This is a genomic window from Jilunia laotingensis (genome assembly GCF_014385165.1).
GTDB classification, from domain to species: domain Bacteria; phylum Bacteroidota; class Bacteroidia; order Bacteroidales; family Bacteroidaceae; genus Bacteroides; species Bacteroides laotingensis.
On sequence record NZ_JACRTF010000001.1, the window covers coordinates 944699 to 969304 of the forward strand.

At 42.1% G+C, this 24606-nt stretch carries 12 protein-coding genes; 10 read left to right on the forward strand and 2 right to left on the reverse strand.

From position 1 onward, the window contains the following. Nucleotides 1-53 precede the first annotated feature (53 nt). Nucleotides 54-3458, forward strand: a complete 3405-nt coding sequence (locus tag H8744_RS03825) for a TonB-dependent receptor (RefSeq protein ID WP_305067336.1) — start codon at nucleotides 54-56, stop codon at nucleotides 3456-3458. A gap of 20 nt (nucleotides 3459-3478) precedes the next feature. Further along, complete coding sequence (locus tag H8744_RS03830) at nucleotides 3479-5086, forward strand: SusD/RagB family nutrient-binding outer membrane lipoprotein (protein WP_262433580.1); 1608 nt, start codon at nucleotides 3479-3481, stop codon at nucleotides 5084-5086. A 94-nt stretch (nucleotides 5087-5180) separates the two neighbouring features. Here the strand turns inward: H8744_RS03830 and H8744_RS03835 are convergent, their stop codons facing one another. Beyond that, nucleotides 5181-5498, reverse strand: a complete 318-nt coding sequence (locus H8744_RS03835; RefSeq protein WP_262433581.1) for a hypothetical protein — start codon at nucleotides 5496-5498, stop codon at nucleotides 5181-5183. A gap of 200 nt (nucleotides 5499-5698) precedes the next feature. Here H8744_RS03835 and H8744_RS03840 point away from each other — a divergent pair, with 200 nt between their 5' ends. Next, nucleotides 5699-6148, forward strand: coding sequence for a helix-turn-helix domain-containing protein (locus tag H8744_RS03840; protein WP_262433582.1), 450 nt, complete (start codon nucleotides 5699-5701; stop codon nucleotides 6146-6148). Nucleotides 6149-6282: 134 nt separating this feature from the next. On the opposite strand, the gene H8744_RS03845 is transcribed toward H8744_RS03840, so the two are convergent. Beyond that, nucleotides 6283-8811: an outer membrane beta-barrel family protein gene (locus tag H8744_RS03845; RefSeq protein ID WP_262433583.1), complete on the reverse strand. Its 2529-nt coding sequence runs from the start codon at nucleotides 8809-8811 to the stop codon at nucleotides 6283-6285. A gap of 354 nt (nucleotides 8812-9165) precedes the next feature. On the opposite strand from H8744_RS03845, the gene H8744_RS03850 reads away from it, so the two are divergent. From H8744_RS03850 to H8744_RS03880, 7 genes are all read left to right on the forward strand, one after another. After that, nucleotides 9166-11493, forward strand: coding sequence for a hypothetical protein (locus tag H8744_RS03850; RefSeq protein WP_262433584.1), 2328 nt, complete (start codon nucleotides 9166-9168; stop codon nucleotides 11491-11493). Nucleotides 11494-11515: 22 nt separating this feature from the next. Continuing rightward, nucleotides 11516-12718, forward strand: a complete 1203-nt coding sequence (locus H8744_RS03855; RefSeq protein ID WP_262433585.1) for a DNA/RNA non-specific endonuclease — start codon at nucleotides 11516-11518, stop codon at nucleotides 12716-12718. Between the two features lie 11 nt (nucleotides 12719-12729). Further along, on the forward strand, nucleotides 12730-13764 hold the full coding sequence (locus H8744_RS03860) for an endonuclease/exonuclease/phosphatase family protein (protein ID WP_262433586.1): 1035 nt from the start codon (nucleotides 12730-12732) through the stop codon (nucleotides 13762-13764). A gap of 15 nt (nucleotides 13765-13779) precedes the next feature. Then, nucleotides 13780-16524, forward strand: a complete 2745-nt coding sequence (locus H8744_RS03865) for a carboxypeptidase-like regulatory domain-containing protein (protein WP_262433587.1) — start codon at nucleotides 13780-13782, stop codon at nucleotides 16522-16524. A gap of 30 nt (nucleotides 16525-16554) precedes the next feature. Continuing rightward, on the forward strand, nucleotides 16555-17562 hold the full coding sequence (locus tag H8744_RS03870; RefSeq protein WP_262433588.1) for a DUF5689 domain-containing protein: 1008 nt from the start codon (nucleotides 16555-16557) through the stop codon (nucleotides 17560-17562). Nucleotides 17563-18028: 466 nt separating this feature from the next. After that, nucleotides 18029-19684, forward strand: a complete 1656-nt coding sequence (locus H8744_RS03875; protein ID WP_262433589.1) for a helix-turn-helix transcriptional regulator — start codon at nucleotides 18029-18031, stop codon at nucleotides 19682-19684. A 261-nt stretch (nucleotides 19685-19945) separates the two neighbouring features. After that, entirely contained in the window at nucleotides 19946-24541 is a 4596-nt protein-coding gene (locus H8744_RS03880; RefSeq protein ID WP_262433590.1) for a DUF6383 domain-containing protein, read from the forward strand. Nucleotides 24542-24606: the final 65 nt, after the last annotated feature.

Genomic DNA, 24606 nt, shown 5'->3' on the forward strand with positions numbered 1-24606 from the left:
AACAGTCAAAAATCGACCTTAATCAATTTATTAACTTAACACATTACAAAGATATGAGAAAAATTTCTTTGAAAGGGCATTTATGCCCAAAAAGTTTAGCATTCAAGCAAATATTACTTACTATGAAGATTACCGTTTTCCTTCTTTTGTTTGTAACTTTCCAAGTTTATTGTGGAAACAGCTACTCGCAAAGTGCAAAAATTAATATCGTACATTCTAACCTGAAAGTAAGCGAATTACTTTCCCAAATAGAATCACAAACCGATTATCTGTTCGTTTATAATAAGAAAAGCGTAGATACCGGACGCATAGTGGCAGTTAACGTCGGCAACAAACCTGTATCAGAAGTTTTGGATGAAGTATTCAAAGGTACAGGAATCAAATATGTGATGGAAGGACACAATATCGTGCTTACCAAAAATACCGAGGATATTGCATCCGTGCAACAAAACAGCATATCCATTAAGGGTATCGTCACCGACATGAACGGTGAACCGATCATTGGAGCGAACATTCTGGAAAAAGGAACAACGAACGGTACAATCACCGATTTAGACGGTAACTTTACCTTGTCTGTTCCTGCAGATGCCGTGTTGGCAATTACCTATGTAGGATATCAACCACAGAATATTCCGGTAAACGGACTAAAGAATTTCACAATAAAACTTGAAGAAGAGTCGTTGGCATTGGAAACGGTAGTCGTAACTGCAATGGGTATCAAGAAGAAAGAAGCGTCCCTGACTTATTCTACCCAGCAAGTAGGAGGAGATGAATTGACAAGAGCTAAAGATCCGAACATGATCAATGCTCTGGCAGGTAAGACAGCGGGTGTACAAATCACTAAAAGTTCCGCAGGTTTAGGTGGTTCTGCCAAAGTAGCCATTCGCGGTGCCCGTTCGGCCTTCGCTACCGGAAACAATCAACCTTTGTATGTCATTGATGGTGTACCAATGCTAAATAACAGTACAGAGTCCACCGCCACCGTAATGGGAGGAGAAAATAATGGAGTAAACCGTGATGCCGGTGACGGTATCTCCAACCTTAACCCCGAAGATATCGAAAGCATGAGTATTCTGAAAGGCGCATCTGCCGCTGCTCTCTACGGTACACAAGCAGCCAATGGCGTCATCCTTATTACTACCAAAAAAGGTAAAGCCGGTATGCAAAGAGTAACTTATTCCTCCAATCTCACTATTGATCAAGCCATCAGCCTTCCTGAGTTCCAAAATTCATACGGTCGATTGGAAAACGGTACGAGCAGTTGGGGCGAGAAAGCAAATCTGACAGATTACGATAACACAGGAAACTTCTTTGGAAACGGTGTTACAGCAATCAACTCGGTATCAATCATGAGTGGCAATGATAAGATGCAGACTTATTTTTCTTATGCTAACACCACAGCCAAAGGCATTATCGACTCAAATAAACTACAAAAACATAATCTCACTCTCCGTGAGACAGCTGCATTCTTCAATAACCGGTTAAAACTGGACGGAAATGCAAACCTCATGATGCAGACAATCAAAAACAGTCCGGCCACCGGAGGTTACTATTTGAATCCTTTAGTAAACATCTATGGTTTTCCGCGCGGTATGGACATGGCTCCATACAGAGACCAGTTCGAGACATATAATCTTGACCGTAACATGAATCTGCAAAACTGGTATATAGCAAATGAGAATGGCGACATCAGCGAATGGGATCAGAATCCTTATTGGTTAAAGAATCGCGTGACTAACAACAATAAACGCTATCGCGCTTTGGCTTCTTTATCTGCTAATTTAGAAGTTACCAAATGGTTTACCTTGCAGGCACGTGGCAATGTCGACTATGTGAATGACAAATTTGAAAATAAGATGTATGCTTCCACCTCTCCTAATATCGCAGGAACTTACGAAGGCAAAATGAACGGTCGGTATATATGGGCAAACGACCAACAATTATTACTTTATGGAGACATAATGGCTATGTTCAACAAAACATTCAATAAATTTTCAGTCAACGGTGCTGTCGGTACCAGCATCAATGTCAATACTGTCAATAAATTAATGATAGATTCAAAAACTGCGTCTTTATATCATCCGAATGTGTTTACGGTCTCCAACATAGTTACCACTTCAAAAGCCTCCATAAATCAAGATATCAACAAAAAAAGAACTATTCAATCCATATTTGCAACCGCTCAGTTAGGCTGGGATGACGCAATATACGTAGATATCACCGCACGTAACGACTGGTCATCGACTCTGGCATATACCAAAAGCAAAAACTCAGGATTCTTCTATCCCTCGGTAGGTCTAACCTGGATTCTATCTAAAAGTTTACGCATGCCGGACTGGATATCTTTCAGCAAGATACGTGGTTCATGGGCACAAGTAGGTAATGACCTTCCGATAGGTATTACAAATCCTGTAGACATTATACAGGCAGGCGGTGTAATACAAGTAAACGACACAGAACAACGTGGAGACTTAAAACCGGAAATCAGTAACTCAACCGAATTCGGAACGGAATGGAGATTCTTCAACAGTCGCTTGGGTATCGATTTTACATGGTACCAAACGGATACTAAAAACCAATTGCTAAGAATGCCTAATCCAGCAGGCTCCATCTATGCCTACCGTTATGTCAATGCCGGTAAAATCCGTAACAAAGGTATAGAACTGACTATCGATGCTACCCCACTGATGAATGATAATTTCCGTTGGAAAACTTCAGTAAACTTATCTCTCAACCGAAATAAGATAATTTCACTTCATCCGGATTACACACAGTTCAGTTATGGACAAGAAGGTTTCTCAATGGCTTACCAAATGCGTATCAAAGAAGGTGGAAAATTAGGTGATATTTATGGTAACGCTTTTGCCCGTAATGAGGATGGTTCTATTCAGGTCAATGAAAATGGTGCCCCGGTACAAACGACCGGAAACAATGATCTTTTGGGAAATACCAATCCGGATTATATGTTGGGTTGGAGCAACACCATCACATACAAAGGGTTTACGCTCTATTTCTTAATAGATGCTCGCATCGGTGGTGATGTAATGTCTCTCACACAAGCCGATCTCGATTCAAAAGGTGTGACCAAAGAAACAGCCGAAGCACGCGACCGTAAATACGCAGAATATCAAGGCCAGAGATTCGACAACGTTAAAGGCTTCTATGGTGCAGTAGGCGGACGAAACGGTATCTCCGAGTATTACATGTACGATGGCACCAATATCCGTTTGCGCGAATTATCGCTCGGATATTCATTTCCACAATCACTTTTGGAAAAAACCAAGGTATTCAAAGGAATCGACCTTTCATTTGTAGCCCGCAACCTGTTTTTCTTTTACAAAGATGCTCCGTTCGATCCAGATGCAACCATGTCGGTAGGCAACAACAACCAAGGAGTGGATGTGTTTGGCATGCCAACCACCCGCAACCTAGGTTTCAACGTTAAATTCACATTCTAACCATTTATTCACAGATTATCATGAAAAGATATAAATATATAGCAACGCTGTTTTTAGGAAGCTTGATAAGTTTCACCGGATGTACCGATAATTTCGAATCGGACAATGAGACCAAAGGTGCCTTCAATGATGAAGTCAAGGAATTTGACTATCAGAAGTATACAATGCCTTTTGAAATCATTCAATCGGGCATTTACTTCCAGTATAACTGGGGAGACGGGCTAAACTGGCCTTGGCAACTGACACAGGCTCTCCAGCATGATATGTTCTCAGGGTATTTCCATGATAAATTGTCTTCATTCAATAGCAAAAACTCTGTCTACAATATCAATACAGGATGGTCGAATGCAGCTTGGAACTATACATATAAATATATTTTCCCTACAGCATACAAATCAGAAATTAACAGCATCGGTTCCGATAAAACCATTCATTACTATGGTCTTACAAAAATATTGAAGGTAGAATTGATGCACCGTATATCCGACACCTACGGACCTATCGTATATAGCAAATTCGGTAGCAGTGACGACAATTCCGTTGACACGCAACAAGAAGCTTATACTCACTTTTTCGATGACCTTGATAAAGGTATAGACGCATTGGACACGTACTTAAAAAACGGAGGAAAAGACGATGCATTTAATTCAACCGATATGATGAATGCGGGAGGAATCAAAGGCTGGATCAAGTTTGCAAACTCCTTGCGGCTCCGTCTTGCCATGCGCATTTCGAATGTAGACAAGAAAAATGCCGAAATTCAAGCAAAAAAAGCGTTGGAAAACCCTTATGGTGTACTCGAAGCAGCAAAAGAAGTAATCCAGGTTTCCGGTCATGGTTACACCAATCCGTTGATCAGCGTTGCCGGATGGGGTGAAGTCTACATGGGAGCTTCAATGGCTTCCGTATTGAATGGATACGAAGATCCGCGCCGTGAAAAATGGTATAACAAAGCCACACTAAAAGGACATGAAGACGAATGGTTAGGCATTCCTCAAGGAGTATACATGCAGGATGGCGATCCTAACTACTATGAATCATATTCAGCGATGAAAGCTACCGGGGGCGAATCCACTCCAGCCATTCTGATGACCGCTGCCGAAACTTGGTTTCTCCGTGCTGAAGCTGCTTTACGCCACTTTACCAACGAAGACCCTAAAGAGTGTTACGAAACCGGTGTTAGAACTTCATTCGCACAATGGGGAGCCGGAGATGCAACCGATTATCTTGCCAGCAACAAAAAACCGTTGGATTATAAAGAGATGGTTCCTGCCAGCGGTGGAAAGGACATGAAAACATTAATCAGCATTTCTCCTAAATGGAATGCTTCAGCGGACAATGAAGGCAAGCTCGAACAAATTATTACTCAGAAATGGCTGGCATGTTGGCCTGAGAGTTATGAAGCATGGAGTGAACAACGTCGCACAGGTTATCCGAAATTGTTTAAAGTACAAACGAATAACAGTGCCGGTAAAATCGATACAGATGCTATGATCCGCCGCCTTCCATTCTCTACAGACGATGCAGATAAAGATCCTATACAATATAAATTCTTGTTGCAAGCACTTGGAGGTGCCGACAATGGTGGTACCCGTTTATGGTGGGATACCGGTAAAAACAATTTCTAAAATTTCAAAGGTATTAATGATTAAATGAATGGTGTTTTCTCCGTATTAGTTTATTTAAAGGAGGAAAGATTGGGAGGAGTAAAGTCGGGGGGCTTTACTCCTCTTCTTCTAAAGAGCGTTTAATCTTGAAATATCCCTTTATTCCAGAGATATTATTAATAAGCTCCTTTATTTCCGAAACATTATCTATTATTTCCTTCGTATCAACCATCAATTCATAGATATCACTCTCATCAAACTCAGAATAGAATTTTATAGGATTTTTCACTTCTCCATTTTCAACATCATCACCATCGAATATAGAAATTTCAACAGTTTTGTCTTTTGCAGCAATCATCACATCGTATCTTTTTAATATAACCGCCAACTCTATCAAGAAATTGGTTTCTTTCTTTGTCAGTATTTTAAACATAGTGATTAGGTATTGATTTAAGTACAAAGAAAATGATATTGGATGATATAAAGGCAGAAAAATGTTATTCATTTATTCAAAACTCAACCTGTTGAATATTCATTCGTCATGTTCTATCCTATTTATCCATTTTTTACGTATATTTGCTACGAAGGAAACTAATCATCCTCCAAATTGTTTGAAAATAAAACTAAAGAGATATGGAAACAGAAGAGAAAATCAACAGTAACGTACATCATGGACATAACATCAGACGTACACGAATTGAGAAAAACATGAACCAAGATATCCTTTCCGAAAAAGTAAGTATGTCTCAACCGACAGTCTCAAGATATGAAAGTATGAGAATTATCGAAGATGATATACTTGAAAGATTTGCCAAAGCACTGAATGTGCCGAAAGATTATCTGAAAACATTGGAAGAAGATGCTCCAAGCATAGTGTTTGAAAATAACAGTATTACTAATAATGGAGGTAATAATACTCAAGCAGGGCTTAATGACGAAATTTCTAATGACAACAGAATTACTAATAACCCCATTGACAAAATCACCGAACTATACGAACGCCTTCTTAAAGATAAAGATGATATGATTGCAGAACTTCAGCAACATATTGATTTTTTAGAAGGTAAAAATAACAAGCAATAAATAATCTGCCAAAGTTAATTCGATTATCTCAAATATGTATAAATAGCAAACTACAAGAATATTTCGCGTAGTTTGCTATTTATTCCTAAAAAGCCCGAGACATATATAGCGCAGCCTTTATTTATTCTCTCTTCTTAATTCTCTCCTCCTCCACCTTTCACGTCGTCATTCTCGATACTACGTGCAGCTTTCTTTACACTGGCTTTCAACTCTCCGATGCGATAGCTCACACTGATTCCATAACGCATACGTGAGTAGCGGTAATTACTTTCCTGATAGAAGCCGGCACCTTCTACAGAATTCTTGCTATCCATGTACTTTTTAAGGAAATTGCTGGCAAAGGCACTTAATGTTAATCGTTTCTCTTTCAAGAAAGAACGGTTCAGGCCAATACTGTAATCATAGTAACTGCTACCTTTTCCTTGCAGTGAAACCCATGGCGTACTGCCCATCAGATTCAAACTCAAACGGATATCCAACGGTAACGTCTGCTCCAATCCACCATATGCAAAAACACTCCAGCCACTATTCTCCAGTTTTTGCACCGGATCTTTAAATTTGGAATAACTTCCCCAAAAGTTCATAGAAGCAGTGGTCTTCGGTGTGATACTCCATCTGACATATCCACTAAAACCAAGACTCTTGCTTTTACCAATATTTTCGTAAGTAGTATAAAGTACTTCCTTGCCCGTCTTATCCTTCAAATCTTCAATCTCCGAATCGTTAATGAGACGTGTCACCTCCTCAATACCACTATTATTGAATGTGTAATTCACTGATACGTTGATATTAAATTTCTGTGAGAAATTGCTATAACTCAAATTGAGCGAATGGCTCTTCTCACTATCCAGTCCGGGATTACCCTGGCGTATATTGCTCGGATTAGCATCGTTCAGATATGGATTTAAAAACCAGATGCTCGGACGCCAGATACGCATATTATAACCAAAGCGTATATTGGACATATCAGTTATTTTGTAGCCGATACTTGCCGAAGGCACCAAGTCATTATAATTCACATCAAAGTTCTCTTCCGGTCTCTCGGTATATTTCACATCCTGCATGGTACGTTCAAAGCGCAGTCCGGCACGACCGGAAATGCTCTTCACTTTGATGGCATACCCCAAATAAGCGGCTAAAATATCATTGATGTGCTTGTAATGGCTACTACGTTCCATATCGTAATTACCATCCTTATCATAACGGTTATTGTCACTGTGATTGTTCCGAATGATATACTTTCCACCTACTTCCAGTGTGTGTATCTTCGCTATAGGAGTCGTATAATCAGCTTGGAAGGTATGTTCGGAACTGTTCTGTTTTCCATCCGAACGCTGGCCGGTAAGCATTTTGTCTACATATTCCTTCCAATCATCCTGTGCATGAATATCCGTATATCCGTAGAGCGAATTGGAAGTGCTGGGACGGGTACTAACTTTATAAGAAAGGGTAAGCATTCTCTCCTTATTCTTTCGCGAGGTTCGCTGGTAATCCACATTACCCCGAATCGAATACCAAGACCCATCGCTTTCGTTTATATTATTATATGAATAAAAGGGATTGGTTCCATCCTGAGCATTAAACGGTTGCATATAGGTGTAACCACTCCCGTCCCCTTCATTATTACCACCATACATACCAAAGCCCATAGTAATAAGGCGTAATGTATCCATTTCATAGCTAGCTTCCAGATTACCACTTTGGAAGCCATATTTACTGTCATTCCATCCATCGTTCCTAACGACTCTCTGGGCTCCCTCCGATTTGTCTTCCGGATTGTCCTGCCTCTGCTCGCTATAAGAATAGCTACGAGGCTGGTTGTTGCGGTTCATGTTATACCGTGCAGACAGCGTAAGCTTCTCTTTTTTGATGGTGGCATACACTCCACCGCCACCTCCGGTATTGCTGCCGTTTCCACTGAAAGTGGCGGTATACCCCTTGAAGCCCGCACCTCCTATGGTAACAATATTCAAAATACCTCCCACACCCTCGGCATCATACTTGGCACCGGGATTGGTAATCACTTCTATATGTTTGATTGTATTGGCAGGCATACTTTTCAACACATCCACCGGATTATCACTAATCATATTATCGGGTTTGCCATTGATGTGAATTTTGAAACTGCTACTGCCGTTGACTTTAATATTATCTTCTCCGTCTACTGTCACTAACGGCACTTTGCGAAGCATCTCAAGTACCGTATTCGTTTTCGAATCGGGATCATCCTGCACATTGTATTCTATTTTGTCAATATCCGCCTTCACCAACGGTTTCTGTGCTACGATTTCCACCCCTCCCAACTCGTTGGTTGCTTCTGAATTATAAAGAGTCCCCAAGTTGATCGTCTTTTCATTGGGTGTCACTTCAAAATCTTTGACCACCGTACTCTTCCCTATGGAAGTTATAGTAATCTGATACGTACCGGGATCAGCATTGACCTTCTCCTGAAATTTACCACCCATATCCGTTACAGCCATTTTGACAGCTTTTTCAGGAGTTTTCTTTTTCGCTATACGAATCGTCGCATATGGCTCTCCTTCATGGGTTATAGAGTCAAGAAGTACACCCTTCACTGTATAAGAAGGACTTGTCGTGTTTTGTGAACAAAGCGTACCAGATGCTATAACAAGCATCAATAACAACAGTAGTTTGCCTTTCATGTTTTATTTGGTTTTAGTTTATAGTCTAATAGACGTTTAATCCTAAGATTTGTTACAAGGTTCCGGCAAAAGTAGATGGTTTATTCACGCATACGAAATATTCGGAGTTAAGAAAACAAAAAGAAGCACGAAACTTGCCTGACAAACGGATGACAGTCAGAGCCATCCGATTGTAGGATAATCTGATTACAGTAACATTTTTGAAACATTCTTTTAACGTTTATGTTACATTAAATAAGTTCGACATGTTTTGTTAATTCAACTCAAGATTATATCTTTGTTCCCCCCTTTCAAATATTAGAGCAAATATTTCTTGGGATAGCATAAGTATTAACTTTTATTATTTAAACATCAATGAAGAATCTTTATTTTCCGAAGTTGTTTTTTGGTACAATGCTTCTAACGGTCTTAATGGCCTTTGTGAGTTGTGTGGATGATAATGACGACACAGAAGCTCCTTTCCTAGAGGTTTCTCCAACAAACCTGACCTTTACTACAGATGGTGTTCCTGCCGAAGGTAGTCAATCCTCTTTTGAAATTTCGACCAATCGTCATTGGACAGCTACCGTACAAGATGACAAATCTTGGGTTACCCTCTCTGCAACGGAAGGTGACGGTTCGGCTACCATACAAGTGAGCATTCCCGAAGGAATTAATGACGAAGCAAATATCGATATACAAATCTCGAATAAAGTAGGTCCATTGATGTCGAAAACTGTCACTATTAAGAGTGGAAACATTCAGCCGAAAGTAGTGATCTATCATGAAAGCGTAGGTTCTACTGCCGTTACAAGCCCTTATCCTTATGTCGATGCCTACACTGGATGGGACAAATCAGGTACCGGAGCTGCCAGTGTTACTTATTCCGGCCAGAAAGCATCCGTACGTTCCAGCGGTTTGGCAAATACAGATGCTTATCCAGATGCATCCGGCCCGAACGTAATTTTCTTCGGAGCATTACCTTCCGACTTTGTAATCAATAAGATTACTTTGGAGCCTAACCAAACAAACCTGAAACTGACTTTCGGTGCAAGTTATTCATACAAGGCAGAAGGTTCAAGCGATTATGATAATACCTTCGACACAAATAAATTTACAGTATCCTTAAGCGCAGACGGCTCGACTTGGACACCGGTCACTTACTCCAAGAACAAAGGCGATGAAACCACTCCGTACTGGGTATTCGCAACATCAGACTTTACACTGAAGAAAGCAGTATCCGAACTTTATATTAAGTTCACAGCATTGGCACCGTCAGCTATTCGCTTAGACGATATCACATTGGCTACAGGTAATGGCGGACAAGAGATTGATCTCGAAGGCGGAAGTGTTGTACCACCGACAACAGCAATCTATCATGAAACCGTAGGAAATGCTTCTGTTTCCAGCCCCTACCCGTATGTCGACGCTTACACAGGTTGGAGTACGACAGGTTCCGGTGCAAGTAGCGTGACCTATAGCGGAGAAAAGGCAACGGTTCGTTCAAGTGGCCTGGCAAATACCGGTGCTTATGAAGGTGCTTCCGGTCCGAACGTTGTTTTCTTCGGAACACTGCCCGCTGACTTTGTAATCAATAAAATCACCTTACCTACCGGACAAACCAACCTCAAGCTGACCTTCGGTGCAAGTTACTCATACAAACCGGAGGGTGGAAGTTATGACAATACTTTCGATGCAAGCAAATTTATCGTATCGCTGAGTGCAAACGGTACGAATTGGGTGCCGGTTGAATATACCAATAACAATGGCGACCAAACAAATCCTTATTGGGTTTTTGCAACTGCCAACTTTACGTTGAAGCAAGCATCCCCTGAACTGTACATTAAGTTTACGGCACTTGCTGCCTCTGCTTTCCGTTTAGACGATATTACTTTAGCAGCAGGCGAAGGTGGTAATATTATTGACCTGGATAGCAGTATAGGCACGACTCCGACAATCCTGTCTGTTACTCCTTCTTCCGTGAACTTACCAGCAACGGGAGGTACAGAGGTCTTAAATGTGGAAGTTGCCAATCAAGGCGACAATACACTTTCAGTAGATGGTCTGAGCGCACCTCTTTCAGCTACTGTTGAAGGAAATAAGATAACGGTTACAGCTCAGCCTAACACAGGCACATCAGCTATCAAACAAACCTTGACCATTTCCCTGACAAACGGCAACAGCAAAACTGTGCCGGTGAGCGTTGCAGCACAAGGAAGCGGTAATGAGACAGTCATTTCATTGGATTTAAGCAATACAGCCAACTATCCGCAGGATTTCCCGATTGCTAAAGCTCAAATGAAATCAGACCCCATCACCTTCACATTTGGTGGATATGAATATACTTTCGCTGGAGGCGAAGATGCCGGGACAGGATACTATCAAGCAGAAAGTAGTGGAAGCGTCTATACACTGATCGGTAAGTTCGGAGCCTATATCGAACTTCCAGCCATTGCCGGGAAGAAACTGACAAAAGTAGTTGCATCCACCCGCGAAGGTGCATCTAAGAATGTAGATGTAGCCATTGTAGACAATGAATTTACTGAAGTAGCCGGTGGAGAAGCTGTAAAATGGGCACAAGACGGAGGAGTATTGGAATACACCTATAACCTGAGTGGAACATCCGTAAATACGAAATATAGGATTTTCATTGCGAATAAGTATAATGCCCAGTTCACCAAATGGGAACTAAGCTACGAATAAATCAAAGACTTAACAGATTCTAATGACATCAATTCATAGATATTATACCACAACTGTAAATATCCTCCTGCTCACAGTATTGACACTGTGGGTAGGAGCCTGTAGTAGCAATGACGATCCCGATATTGTCAAAGTACCGAACGAGGCATATTGGAAAACATCATCCACCGTGAGCGCTGCCAGCGGCTCTTCAGCCATCATCATCACGGGAACTACCGGCACAGTGTGGAATGCTGAAGTGACAGAAGGAAATACCTGGTGTTCATTCAGCAACAAGGATTTCACGAATTCATCACAAAAAAGCGGAGAAATAAAGGAAGGCCTGAATGTATTGTACGTTTATTATCAAAACAATACAGGAAGCACACAACGCCAGGCAAAAATATCACTCCGGTTTGCTGATGAAGCAGAACTAACGCTCGACCTTTCACAACTTTCATCCGGCCAGCAGAACTTACCATCATTCAATACTTGGATTGAGTTGCCGGCTGAAAAGGAAAATGCCAACTACCAGTATGTTGCCCATTATGCAAAGTTGAATAATAAGCCTGTGCGCAATTATTCGCTCTGTTTTGACAAGACCAAACAAGCGGCTTTGTGGGTGGCTTATCCGATACATAATGCATACCTTACCGGTTCGGGAAGTCGTACCGATGCATGGGCTTTCGACCCATTTATTCCGGAAAAATTTCAAGCCAATTGTGTGGACAGATCCTACAAAGGCAGTTATGACCGGGGGCATCAGTTGCCTTCAGCCGACCGTTTAGCAACCAACGACTTGAATGCACAAACGTTCTACATGTCGAATATGACTCCGCAATTGAACCGCCTGAATCAAGATATGTGGGCGAAACTGGAAGCAAAGGTGCGTGTCAACAAATGCTCAGATACACTGTATGTGGTTACGGGAGCATACTTTGGCAGTAATGCAACGACCACTTTCGATGGCGCCGGTAATACGGTGGCTGTACCCACCAACTATTACAAAGTGCTTTTACGCACCAAAACGGGTTCAACGGGTAAGGCAATTCAAGACTGCACAGATGATGAATTGATATCTATCGGATTTTGGGTAGAACAGAAATCTTACGGTAATATTGAACCACCGCGTTCAATTTGTACTACAGTAGCCGATATCGAACAGAAGACAGGTTTCACCTTCTTCCCCAAAGTATCTGCAACTGTGAAAAAACAAAACAACCCTACTCAATGGGGTATTAACTAACATTTCGGCTTATGAAAAGAGTATTTTTTCCGGCTGTATTTTTGTTGCTGCTGTTTTCATTCAGTTTCGCACAAAAGCCTTATAAAGTAGTTTTCTACAATGTCGAGAACTTTTTCGATACTATCAACGACCCAGAAGTGCATGATGATGAATTCACTCCGGAAGGGCCTAAAAAATGGAACAGTGCGAAATATAATAAAAAGCTCAGTAATACTGAACGAGTATTATTCGATATCGCAGCCATAGACAAGGATTACCCTGTTGTAATAGGTTTTTCCGAAGTGGAGACCCGCGGTGTATTGGAGGATATCGTTGCCACTCGTAAACTGGCTCCTGCCAATTACCGAATCGTGCATTTCGATTCACCGGAAGCACGCGGTGTGGATGTAGCTTTCATTTACCGTCCCGATGTTTTCAAGATAGAAGGGCAGTTTCCCGTGAAAACCGTCATTCCTTCTCTTCCTGATTTCAAGACTCGTGACATCCTTACCATGTGGGGAACCATTGAAGAAGAACCTTTCTTTTTCATGGTAGCTCACTGGCCTTCACGGTTAGGTGGCAAGGAAGCATCGGAATTCAAACGTATTGCCGTAGGCGAGCAGATGCGAAGCATTGCAGATTCCGTATTAAAGGCCAACCCTGCTACGAAAATCGTAATGATGGGAGACTTCAATGATGACCCGACTGATAAAAGTATCGCGCAGGGATTAGGAGCGAAATTCAAGATGAAAGATCTTGAAGCTGGCGACCTCTACAATCCTTACGCTGACATGCTGAAAGCAGGATACGGTTCATTAGCTTACGGAGACGCATGGAATATCTTCGACAATATTGTGGTGACGGAAAATTTGGCAAAAGGTTCTACAGGCTCACTCAAACTGCAGAAAGCACCCGGATCCAAATTCTACGGCAATATCTTCAAACAGCACTATATGGTGCAAAAAGAGGGGCAATACAAAGGGTATCCGCTACGCACTTACGTAGGCAATAATTTCCAGGGAGGCTACAGTGACCACTTCCCGGTATATATCTATATAGGTAAATAATAATCTTCAATATTTATGAAAATAAAAGCATTCCTTATTATGGTGTTGTCTTTGATGTCGCTGGCAGTTTTTGCACAAAGCGGTGGTATCAAAGGTAAGGTAGTTTCCCGCATGACACGGGCTGCCATATCCGATGTCAAGATCACCTTGACTCCGGGCGACATTACGACTCAAACTGACAATGCAGGTAAATTCGAAATTAATAATCTGGCAAAAGGTGAGTATTCGCTAACTTTCGAAGCAGTAGAGTATGAGCCGTTGACCATCGCAGTCCGCGTGGACATGATGATGAGAGATATTAATAATGTGATCATGGTACCCGAAAACACAACTCCGATGATGGATGATGCCATCTTTACAGAGTTTGACACAGAGACATTGGAAGATGCACAGTCATTGCCAACCTCGCTTTCGGCATCAAAGGATGTATTCAATAACATCGCTTCCTATAAATTCAGTGAAATGCGTTTCAATGTACGCGGTTACGATTCACAATATTCCGATGTTTACATGAACGGTATCCAACTGAATGACGCAATGACCGGATATACTCCCTGGTCACTGTGGAGCGGCTTGAACGATGCAACCCGTAATCAGGAAATTACTTCCGGATTAAATATGGGCGAAATGGGTATCGGTGGTATTGCCGGAACAACCAATATCAACACACGCCCTTCACAAATGCGTAAAGGTTTCCGCGCGAGCTTGGTCAATGGTAACGCCATGTACCGCTTCCGTGGCATGTTTACCTATGCTTCCGGGCAGCAAGACAACGGTTGGTCGTATGCACTCTCCGTATCTACCCGTCAAGGAGGTAACTCTTATGTACATGGTGTGTATTACAATGCTTTCGGTTACTTCGCATCCGTAGAGAAACAATTCAATCTGCAACATCGCCTCGGCTTGACCATCCTCGGAGCGCCCACGGAACGTGGCGCACAGCAGGCGTCCACACAGGAAGCATACGATTTAGTGGGCAACAATTATTACAACCCCAACTGGGGATGGCAAGATGGTAAACGCCGTAATGCTCGTGTACGCGATTATCATGAACCGATCGCTATGCTTAATTACACATTCGATATCGACGACCGTTCACAATTGAACGTAGCCAGTTCACTACGCTTTGGGAAAAATGGTTATTCGGCATTGACATGGTATGGAGGCCCGGATCCGCGCCCGGATTATTACCGTTATCTGCCGAGCTTCTACCAAGGCACGGAAGTAGGCGCATGGCTGGATGAAGCTTGGCGTACCAATACGGACAACATACGTCACATCGACTGGGATCAGTTGTACAACATCAACCGGGAACAACCTGAAAACCCCACTTATGGTTCCGGACATCGTGCCATCAACATGATAGAAGAACGTCATACCGACCAATTGGACTGGAATTTCTATACCCAATTCTCACATCTATTCCGTAATAATTCGAAAATCAACGGTGGAGTGAATCTACGTCGTAACCGTACGGAATACTACAGCGAGGTAAAAGACCTTCTGGGAGGCGATTACTGGATTGACATCGATAAATTTGCCGAACGCGACATGGGTGGTTTAAGTCCGATTCCCTATCAGAATGATATGGACTATTACGAAAAGTACGGTCACGCACGTGCTGCCAAAAAGGGCGACAAGTATAGCTACGATTATTATGGAAATGTGATTTCCGCACGGGCATGGGCACAATACAGCATCAACTTCGGACAATTGGCAGTCAATCTGGGTGGAGAACTTGGCCATAGCACCCAATGGCGTCACGGTCTGTGGAAGAAAGGCTTGTTCCCCGATAACTCACAAGGAGATTCGAAGAAGCAGAATTACCTGACGTACAAAGCAAAAGCAAACTTCAGCTATAAATTCTCTGCTGCACACTCTATCGATGCAAGCATTATTTACATGCAGGACGCTCCTTCTTTCCAAGCTTCCTTCGTATCACCCCGTACACGTAACTCCGCCACACCAGGTGTTTCTACCGAGAAAGTATTTGGCGTAGACGCTTCTTACAACCTCCGCCTAGGCGATATCAAAGCACGTGTATCGGGTTATTATACCAAATTTACCGACCAGACCCGCGTATTATCTTACTATGATGATGTAGAAGCAACCTTCTCCAATTTCGCCATGAGCGGAATCGACAAACGCCACTTCGGTCTGGAAGTAGCAGCTTCCATCCCATTGTATGAAGGTTTATCATTGAACGGTGCCGTAAGCTGGGGACAATTCACTTATGACTCGAACCCTGACTTCGTACAGATACAGGACAACAGCGGAGAGATCAAAAACGAAGGTAAAGTATACTGGAAGAACTTCCGCGTGGAAAGTACTCCGCAGACAGCCATCAATGTAGGTCTTTCGTATCGCAGCCGTAACAATATCTACGCTTCTGTCGACATGAACTATTACAACAACATGTACCTGTCCATGAGTCCACTCTACCGCACCGATGCCGTATTGTCACGGAACATGTCCGAAGAAGACATTCGTGAGCTACGCCATCAGGAAGAGTTCGATCCTGCCTATGTATTGAATGCAAGCATCGGTAAAAACTGGTATATCAACCGTGCCTACACACTTGGTTTCAGTCTGGAAGTGAAGAACCTGCTCAACAACCAAGGTATCAAAACAGGTGGTTACGAACAGGTACGTCTACTCAAGAACAAGGATGAGAGCTACCAGACCTATCAGCCATTTGACGCGAAGTATTTCTATATGTTCGGTACGACCTATTATCTGAACGTATATTTCCGCTTCTAAAAAATGTTATACAGCTATAAAGAGATAAGTATGATGAATAAAATAATAAAACTATGCATGGTAGCCACGGTTCTTTTAAGTCTCGCAGGCTGCTACAACGATTTCGATGATCCCGCACCTGCCAAAGTATGGACAAAAGAAGACTTCGCAAATGAGAAGCTGATCTCCATAAAGGATTTCAAACAACTGTTCTATGATAAGTATGGCAGTTCCTCATCCAGTTTGGGCAAAACGTTGGAAATCACAGACGATTATGTGATCAGTGGTAAAGTCATTTCGAGTGATCAGGCAGGAAATGTATACAAGTCGGTATATATCTATGACGAGACATGCAAATCTGCCATTGAGCTGAAACTGATGGTCAGTAATTATGTGTTCTACCATCCGGGACAAACCATATTTGTACGTACCAAAGGTTTGGCTATCGGAAGCTACCGGTATATGTTAAGTGTAGGGGGCATGCCTACTCCGGCTGATATCGCCAAAGGATATGCCAACCGGAATCTGGAAACCCGTATATTGGTCGATTCCCATATCTTCACCGGAGAATTAGGACAACTGACAGCAGCCGACACGCTTGTGATCAATAAGGACAATTATACTGAATTAAATGACGATGATCTAGGACGTTTGGTACGTTTCGAAGGATTGACCTATAAAGAAGGTACGTGGGGTAGTGACAAATATCCGCAATATTTGGAGACCACTTACCCGGGAGGACAAACCACAGCTGTGTATGAAAATAAATATTATTCTGATGAAGGACTGACTCCGACATATGCTTATAGTTATAATGGCAACCGCTATTACGGTTCATCCTGGTTTACCTACGGTAACACTTCCGAGAATGCCATCGGTAACTATATCCTCCGTGTCAGTGGTTATGCCAACTTCGCTCTACAGCCACTTCCGAAGAATGATGCGAAAGGTGATATCACTGCTATTTACACGAAATACTCTTCGAAATCGGGAGGTTTCATCAAATACCAATTATTGGTTAACAGTTTCAGTGATATCCAATTCTCTGAAGAAAAATGATTTTTGACCGTCGTTAAGAAATAGTCTTTCTTTAGAATTGATTTTTCAGTAGCAGTCACTAAACACCTTTTGGGTGTTAGTGTTAATACATTGTGAGATAGTTATAGAAATAGCGTTAGGTACATAATAATGAATGTTACCTAACGCTATTTTTATCCATTATCGTTCCACTTCATTACAACTTTAATTTTCTCACAGCCCTTTATTTTAGCATGAATCAGCTTATTGGAATATCAACTCTCCTTATCCTGAATCACATATTTTTCCTAATAGCACGCAAATTCTTTGTAAAAAATCATCGACTATACAATAAATCTTCGTAACTTTAGACTTCATGAACAAAGTGGTAATCGTTTAAATCTTATAATTCGACACTATAGATCTAATGTTTTCACCACTATATTTCTTATTATCAAATAAATATAATTTTGCCCATATCGGAATAACGTTAATTAACACCAGAGTTATGCGGATGATAACATACATTACTAAGGCTTTTTGCCGCATACTGGTTTTGGCGATATTGACAACTTGCATGATATTGCCTGCCGTACCCATTTATGCGGATAATAAAAACAAAGAAATAATAGGCAACATGATCTCTGCTGGAGAAGAGGCTTATCACTCAAGTAACTATATAGATGCCATAAAACTTTTTCTCGAATCAAAAGAGAAAGCGGATGCAGCAAATCTTCCAGAATATAGCTGTCTTGCCACATATAACATTGGGGTATGCTATTTTTTCATATCCGAAAATGGAGAAGCACTAAAAAACTATTACGATGCATACACTATTTGCCAAAACAATGAGCTTGGATGGGAAACCGAATCAATGATTATGAACGGAATAGCCGGAGTCTATTTCGAAGAAGAAAACTACATTAAATCACGAGAAATAATCATCCAATGTTATAAGGAAGCTATTAATAAAAAAGATTCTAATTTTGTATGCGCTTATGCTCTTGACCTTGCTTTGATCGCCAATAAGGAAAAAAAATTCACCGAATCGGCCGAATTTCTAAAATTAGCTCGTGAGTACGACAACAACAAAAGCCAATCACGCATACTGGCTGTGGAAGCAGAAGCTATGTTTATGCAAAAAAAATATGATCAGGTAATAGCAATCTCAAATGAATTACTTTCATCTCCCACAGCAGAAAAAGCCGACAAAGGCATAATTCTGATATATTTGATTAACATATACAGGGAACGCAATAGTTTGGAAATGGCTTTTCAGTGTATCAGTGAAGCGGAGAAAACCGTAACGATGAAAAACAAACCCTACTTGTTCGAATCCATAGCCCAACTCTACGAAAGTGCCGGCAACTATAAACGTGCATTGAATTTCAAAGACTCCGTAATCATATACAATGACTCATTAACCACGACTCACAACCGGCAGTTAGCGGAAAATAGCCGAATAAAAATGGAAGTGATGAAACTCACAGCTGAAATGGACAAACAACTGACCAAGATGCGCCAACGACACTACGTAACACTTTTGCTACTTTGCATCCTCGCGCTACTTGTGACCATAGCTATTATCATCATTCGTAATCAACGTATCAAAAATCATAACGAACGTAAAGTTATGAGGCTGGAAATAGAAAAAAAACAGCACGAAAAGCAACTTGCCGAAGAGCAAGCCAAAGCTATAGAAATGGAGGCACATTACCGACAGGAAATCATGAAACGTTCACTTGAACAGAAACAAACGGAACTCTCAGTAACAACCATGTTCATATCGTCACGCAACAAACTGATAGAAGACTTGCTGAAATATCTATCAGACATAAAGGAGACACAAGGGATCCCTGCGCTTAATAATCTGGTGCAACATCTCAAACAATTACTAAAAACAAGTAATGAACGTGACAACTTTCTTATTAATTTTGAATCGGCCAACTCCGACTTTATCAAAACATTAAAAAACCAACATCCTAATCTGTCGTCATCGGACATACGTTTTCTTGCCTATATACGTATGAACTTGTCCATGAAAGATATTGCATCTCTAACCAACACCAATCCGGAGTCATGCAAACGACGTAAAATAAGAATCAGTAAAAAACTAGGAATAGAAAGTTCGGCCGACCTTTACGATTACATTCTAAAAATGTAATTTGGGAATCCATCGGAACCGCAATATATCCGTGAAAACCTTGGAATACTCTTCCTGCTTAGCAGTGCTAACAATGTATTATTTTTATCATCATTTTAAAAGAAAATATAAGAAAACCGCCAATTTCAGTCACAAAATATAGGCATTTAACACATTTGTCACCCTTTTGTCATCCCTCTAATTTATGGCTATATACTGTACATTCGTACTTTTGCAATGTAACACTATTAGAACATCAGTAATCAATAAAACTTATTACTTATGAAAAGAAAACTTACATTTCTATTGTTGCTTTGTGCGCTGTGCGCAAAACCCGCTACAGCTCAGACACTCGAACGGACAACACAAAATCCGTTGACAATTCCTAAAAACGTGACAACCACAGAACAGGCCTCTAAGGGCAACACGTTCAAACTCTCCCCTTCAAACAAGTACAATGTAGCACCGACAGATGTTTACTCATGGCTCAGTACCACCAAACCCAAGGAACCTGCCAACTCCATTACCCACATACGGAAAAAGACAAGCCATATACCACCAGCCGTTAATGTAGCAGACAGTGTTTTAGTTTACGGAATATTCAAGAATACAGCAGATACCCCACCTAGCGAATTAAAAGGATTGGGTATATACTCATTCCACGCAGCCCCTACCATAAACTTTAGTGAAGAGGCCGGAGGACAAACCATTCCCGACGCTGTAGTTTTCGTCTACGTGAAAGGACAATATTATCTCTTTAACAATGGGAATATCACAATCGTCAACGCCTCCACAGGAGAGGTTGTGAAAAACGACATAGAATTGAGCTTAAACGGATCAGCCGTATCTCCCATGCAGGCGGCTACTTATGACCCGTTAAGTGATAAAATATTCCTTGTTTATTGGGCAGAAGATTACTCCAAAGCCATTCTCTCCGTAGACCCGCACACATTCGAGACGAAAGCGATCGGAGCCATGCCGGGATATCCTCTCTCTATAGCTGCTGCTCCCGATGGAAAACTCTATTTCATGAGTTATCCGACAAGCTTGTACTCCCTTGACAAAGCGACAGGAGAATACAAACTGATCAACAACGCTGCTAAGCCCGACAAGAACTATCAGAATGGAACAGCGAGTCAGACCGCAGTATTCGACTGGTCTACCGGCATGATGTATCTCGCTAACCTCACAACAGACTGGAATACACATCTCACCAAGATAGATCCTGCTACAGGTAATGCTGTGAACATTGCCGATTTCCCGGGTAAAGAACGCATCGTAGGTTTATTTATTCCATATTCCGATGCTGATACTCCAGGATTTGCCAGCCAAATAAGCTATACAGAAGGCAAGTTAAACTTCACAGCACCTGTCAACACATACAGTTCGGGCAAACAACTATCGGGAAATCTTACAGCCTATATCACAACAGCCGGTAATACCACTGAGTTAAATGTTGAACCAGGCCAAAAAGTCTCCTTAGAGTATACACTTGCCGAAGGCAAGCACTCTATAGAGATTGAAATGGGAAATACGGTTGGAAAATCTCCGGCACGACGTCTGAACACATTTGTCGGTCAGGATCTTCCGACTGCCGTGACAGACCTCAACCTATCCATTGATGACGGCAAAAATGCCGTACTTACCTGGAAAGCTCCGACAACATCCCAACACGGTGGTCCGGTAGATGATGCCTCCCTCAACTATTTGATTACCCGTTATCCGGATGAAGTAATCGTAGCCACCGGACTAAAAGAAACTTCATACACCGAAACCATCCCAGAAGTACATGCCCGTTACTATTACACAGTCACAGTATATTCAGATGATAACGCAGGAGCAACTGTTACCTCCAACATCGTAACGGCCGGTGCAATATGGTTCCCACCGTATCTAGAGACATTCGAAACCCAAGCCGACTTCGATTCGTTCAAAATCATCGACGCTAACAAAGACGGTAAGACATGGTCTTTCATGAACCCCGGACAAAACGGGCAAGCTTACCTTCAGGGAAATGGTACTCGCAATGTCGACACCGGCATCTATGACGGAAACGGTAACGATGACTATTTCATATCACCATTGATAAACCTCAAAAAGGACGTTGACTATCGCCTGTCATTAGATACTTATGACCAATTCCTTACCACGGAGCATATGACCATATTACTTGGTAAAAAGCAAGATGTCACAGGTGATGAAACACAAATAGCATCGCTCGACATGCATTCGAATCAATCGTATACGATCATATTCAATGTACCTGAGGACGGACTTTATACACTATTGTTCCATGGGGATTCGCCCGCAGAAAGCGTAAACGTATCCATAGACAACCTATCGCTTGATGTATACTCATTTTTTAACGGCCCCGACTGCGTAACAGATGTCCAAGTGAAAGCTGGCGAAAAAGGAGTTCTCAACAATACACTGACATTCACAACTCCTTCAAAGACATACAAAGGAGGTACGCTCAGTTCCATTTCTTATGTCAAAGTGTACAGGAATGGCAGTGCCAAAGCCGCACAAGTATTCAATGCTCCCAAAGTGAACGAAACTCTCACTTGGACGGACACCGATGTCGAACAGGGCAATGTGACTTACCGTATCGTAGCGTTTAATGATCAAGGACAGGGCAAGGAGTATCTCATCACCAACTGGGTAGGACTCGACATGCCGGCAGACGTTAGTAATTTGAAAGTTAAAATGAATGCCGACAACAAGGCCGTGGTAACGTATGACAAGGTGAGCAGCATCGGCAAACACGGTGGATATGTAAATCCAGAGGAGGTGAAATATGTACTATGCAGATACAATGAATACAACTTCGAAAATCATTGGGAAGAAGTCACAGAATATACGCAAGAACTTACATTGACCGATGAAACGTTCTCACCAATGTATGGTGCCCGTCAACAATATGTCGATTATCTGCTTGTTGCCACTAATAGCGCTGGAAGTTCCGATGGTGCAGGAACAGGCATCGTGCTTGGTGAGCCATACGAGCGTCCTTACAAAGAATCGTTTGCCGGGGCATTGGTGACAAACGCTCCATGGACTCTTTCAGCAAGTTCTTACTACTACGCATGGAACATGGTGACTGGATCTGGCATAGCTGTCAAACCTTACGACAATGACGAAGGTATGCTCCAATTCTCCTATATCATGGACGAATCCAATACCCAGGTGATGATGGGTCCACGCATCTCGCTGAGCAACTCAACCTCTCCAGAGCTTACATTCTACATGTATCACGGCTTTGAAGCTGAAGAAGGAGATCTTACACTCAAATTGTATGTTAACTATGACGATGAGGAATGGGAAAACATTGCCGATATAGATTACAACAACGGTTCTCACAGATGGTCTCGTTTCTCCCTCCCGCTCCGGACAGATGCAGACAATGTACAAATTGCTTTCGGGGCACATGCTGCTGATGCCAGTGCCTCCATTTATGTGGATGCCATCCGCATTGATGAAAGTGTGGCACACGATATAGCCGTAGAGTCTGTGGCTATCACTTCCAAGCGAATCGAAGCAGGTGAAAATACACAATTGAACGTAGGAATAGCCAATTATGGGGTAAATGCCGCTCAGGACTATAAAGTAATCTTATTGCGTGATGGGCAAGCTGTAGACTCCAAACAAGGAGAAACACTGGCACAAAACAGCGTAGGACAGGTAACATTTGAGATTACTACCACTAAAGCCGATGCATCCGCAAACTATTCTTATCAGGCTGCCATAGAATATGAGCTGGACGCAAACAAAGATAACGACTTGAGTAATACAGTACGCCTCTACGTACACGGCTCTAATCTGCCAGTAGCAGAAAATCTCTCCGGAACCATTACCGAAGGTGTCGTGACGTTACAATGGGATAAACCGGCAAAATCAGAAATTGCCGATCAAGTAACTGACGATTTCGATTCCTACGAATCATTCATCATTGATAATATAGGCGATTGGAAGACCTATGACGGTGACGGTACACCTACCGTATATTTCGGTGGTCCGCAAATAGCCCACGCTTACGAAGCAAAAGCATGGCAAGTATGGGCACCGGAAGAGGCCGGTTTCAGTCTTGACAAGTTCGACGTGCTTACACCTCATTCGGGTGACAAGTATCTGACATGCTGGGCTGCATCAGACGGTGTAACTCAAACACTGCCTAATGACGACTGGCTGATCTCCTCCGATGTGATGGGTGGAACCGATGTATCCTTCTACTACCGTATGCCCAACGAGGGTTCGGATCCACAGGTTTTTGAAATGATGTATTCCTCTACCGATCAAGAACCGGAGAATTTCACCGCCTTCGACCGTGACTCGATTATGACCGGTACCGACTGGGTACAATTCGACTATACGTTGCCCACTGATGCGAAATATTTCGCCATTCGGAGTTGCAGCAAAGGATCCTATACGGTAGCGCTACTGGATGATATCACTTATACGCCTCTTTATGGTTCTACCACAACAGTCACACTGACAGGCTATAATGTATATCGCGACAACCAACTTATCGCTGCCAACGTGACAGAGCAGAGTTATACAGACAACACGGCCGGAACCGAAAAACACGTCTACAACGTAACGGCAGTCTGGAAAGAGGGTGAATCCAACTACTCCAACAAGTATGTTTCAAGTGACAACACCGATATTGACAAGGTTGCTACAGAGCCGGATATAAAGGTATATTCATCGAAAAACGCCATCATCATCACAGGTGCTGAAGGAAAACCAATCAATATCTATGCTTATACAGGACAAAAACTCTTTAGCAAAAACGCGGCAACCAACACCACAATCAATGTCGTACCGGGAGTATATCTTGTACATGTAGCAAATACTACACATAAGGTTATCGTTAAATAACCAACCGATCAACATAAGGACAACCCTCGCCCAAACGGTGGTTGTCCTTACGTTTTTTGTTTATA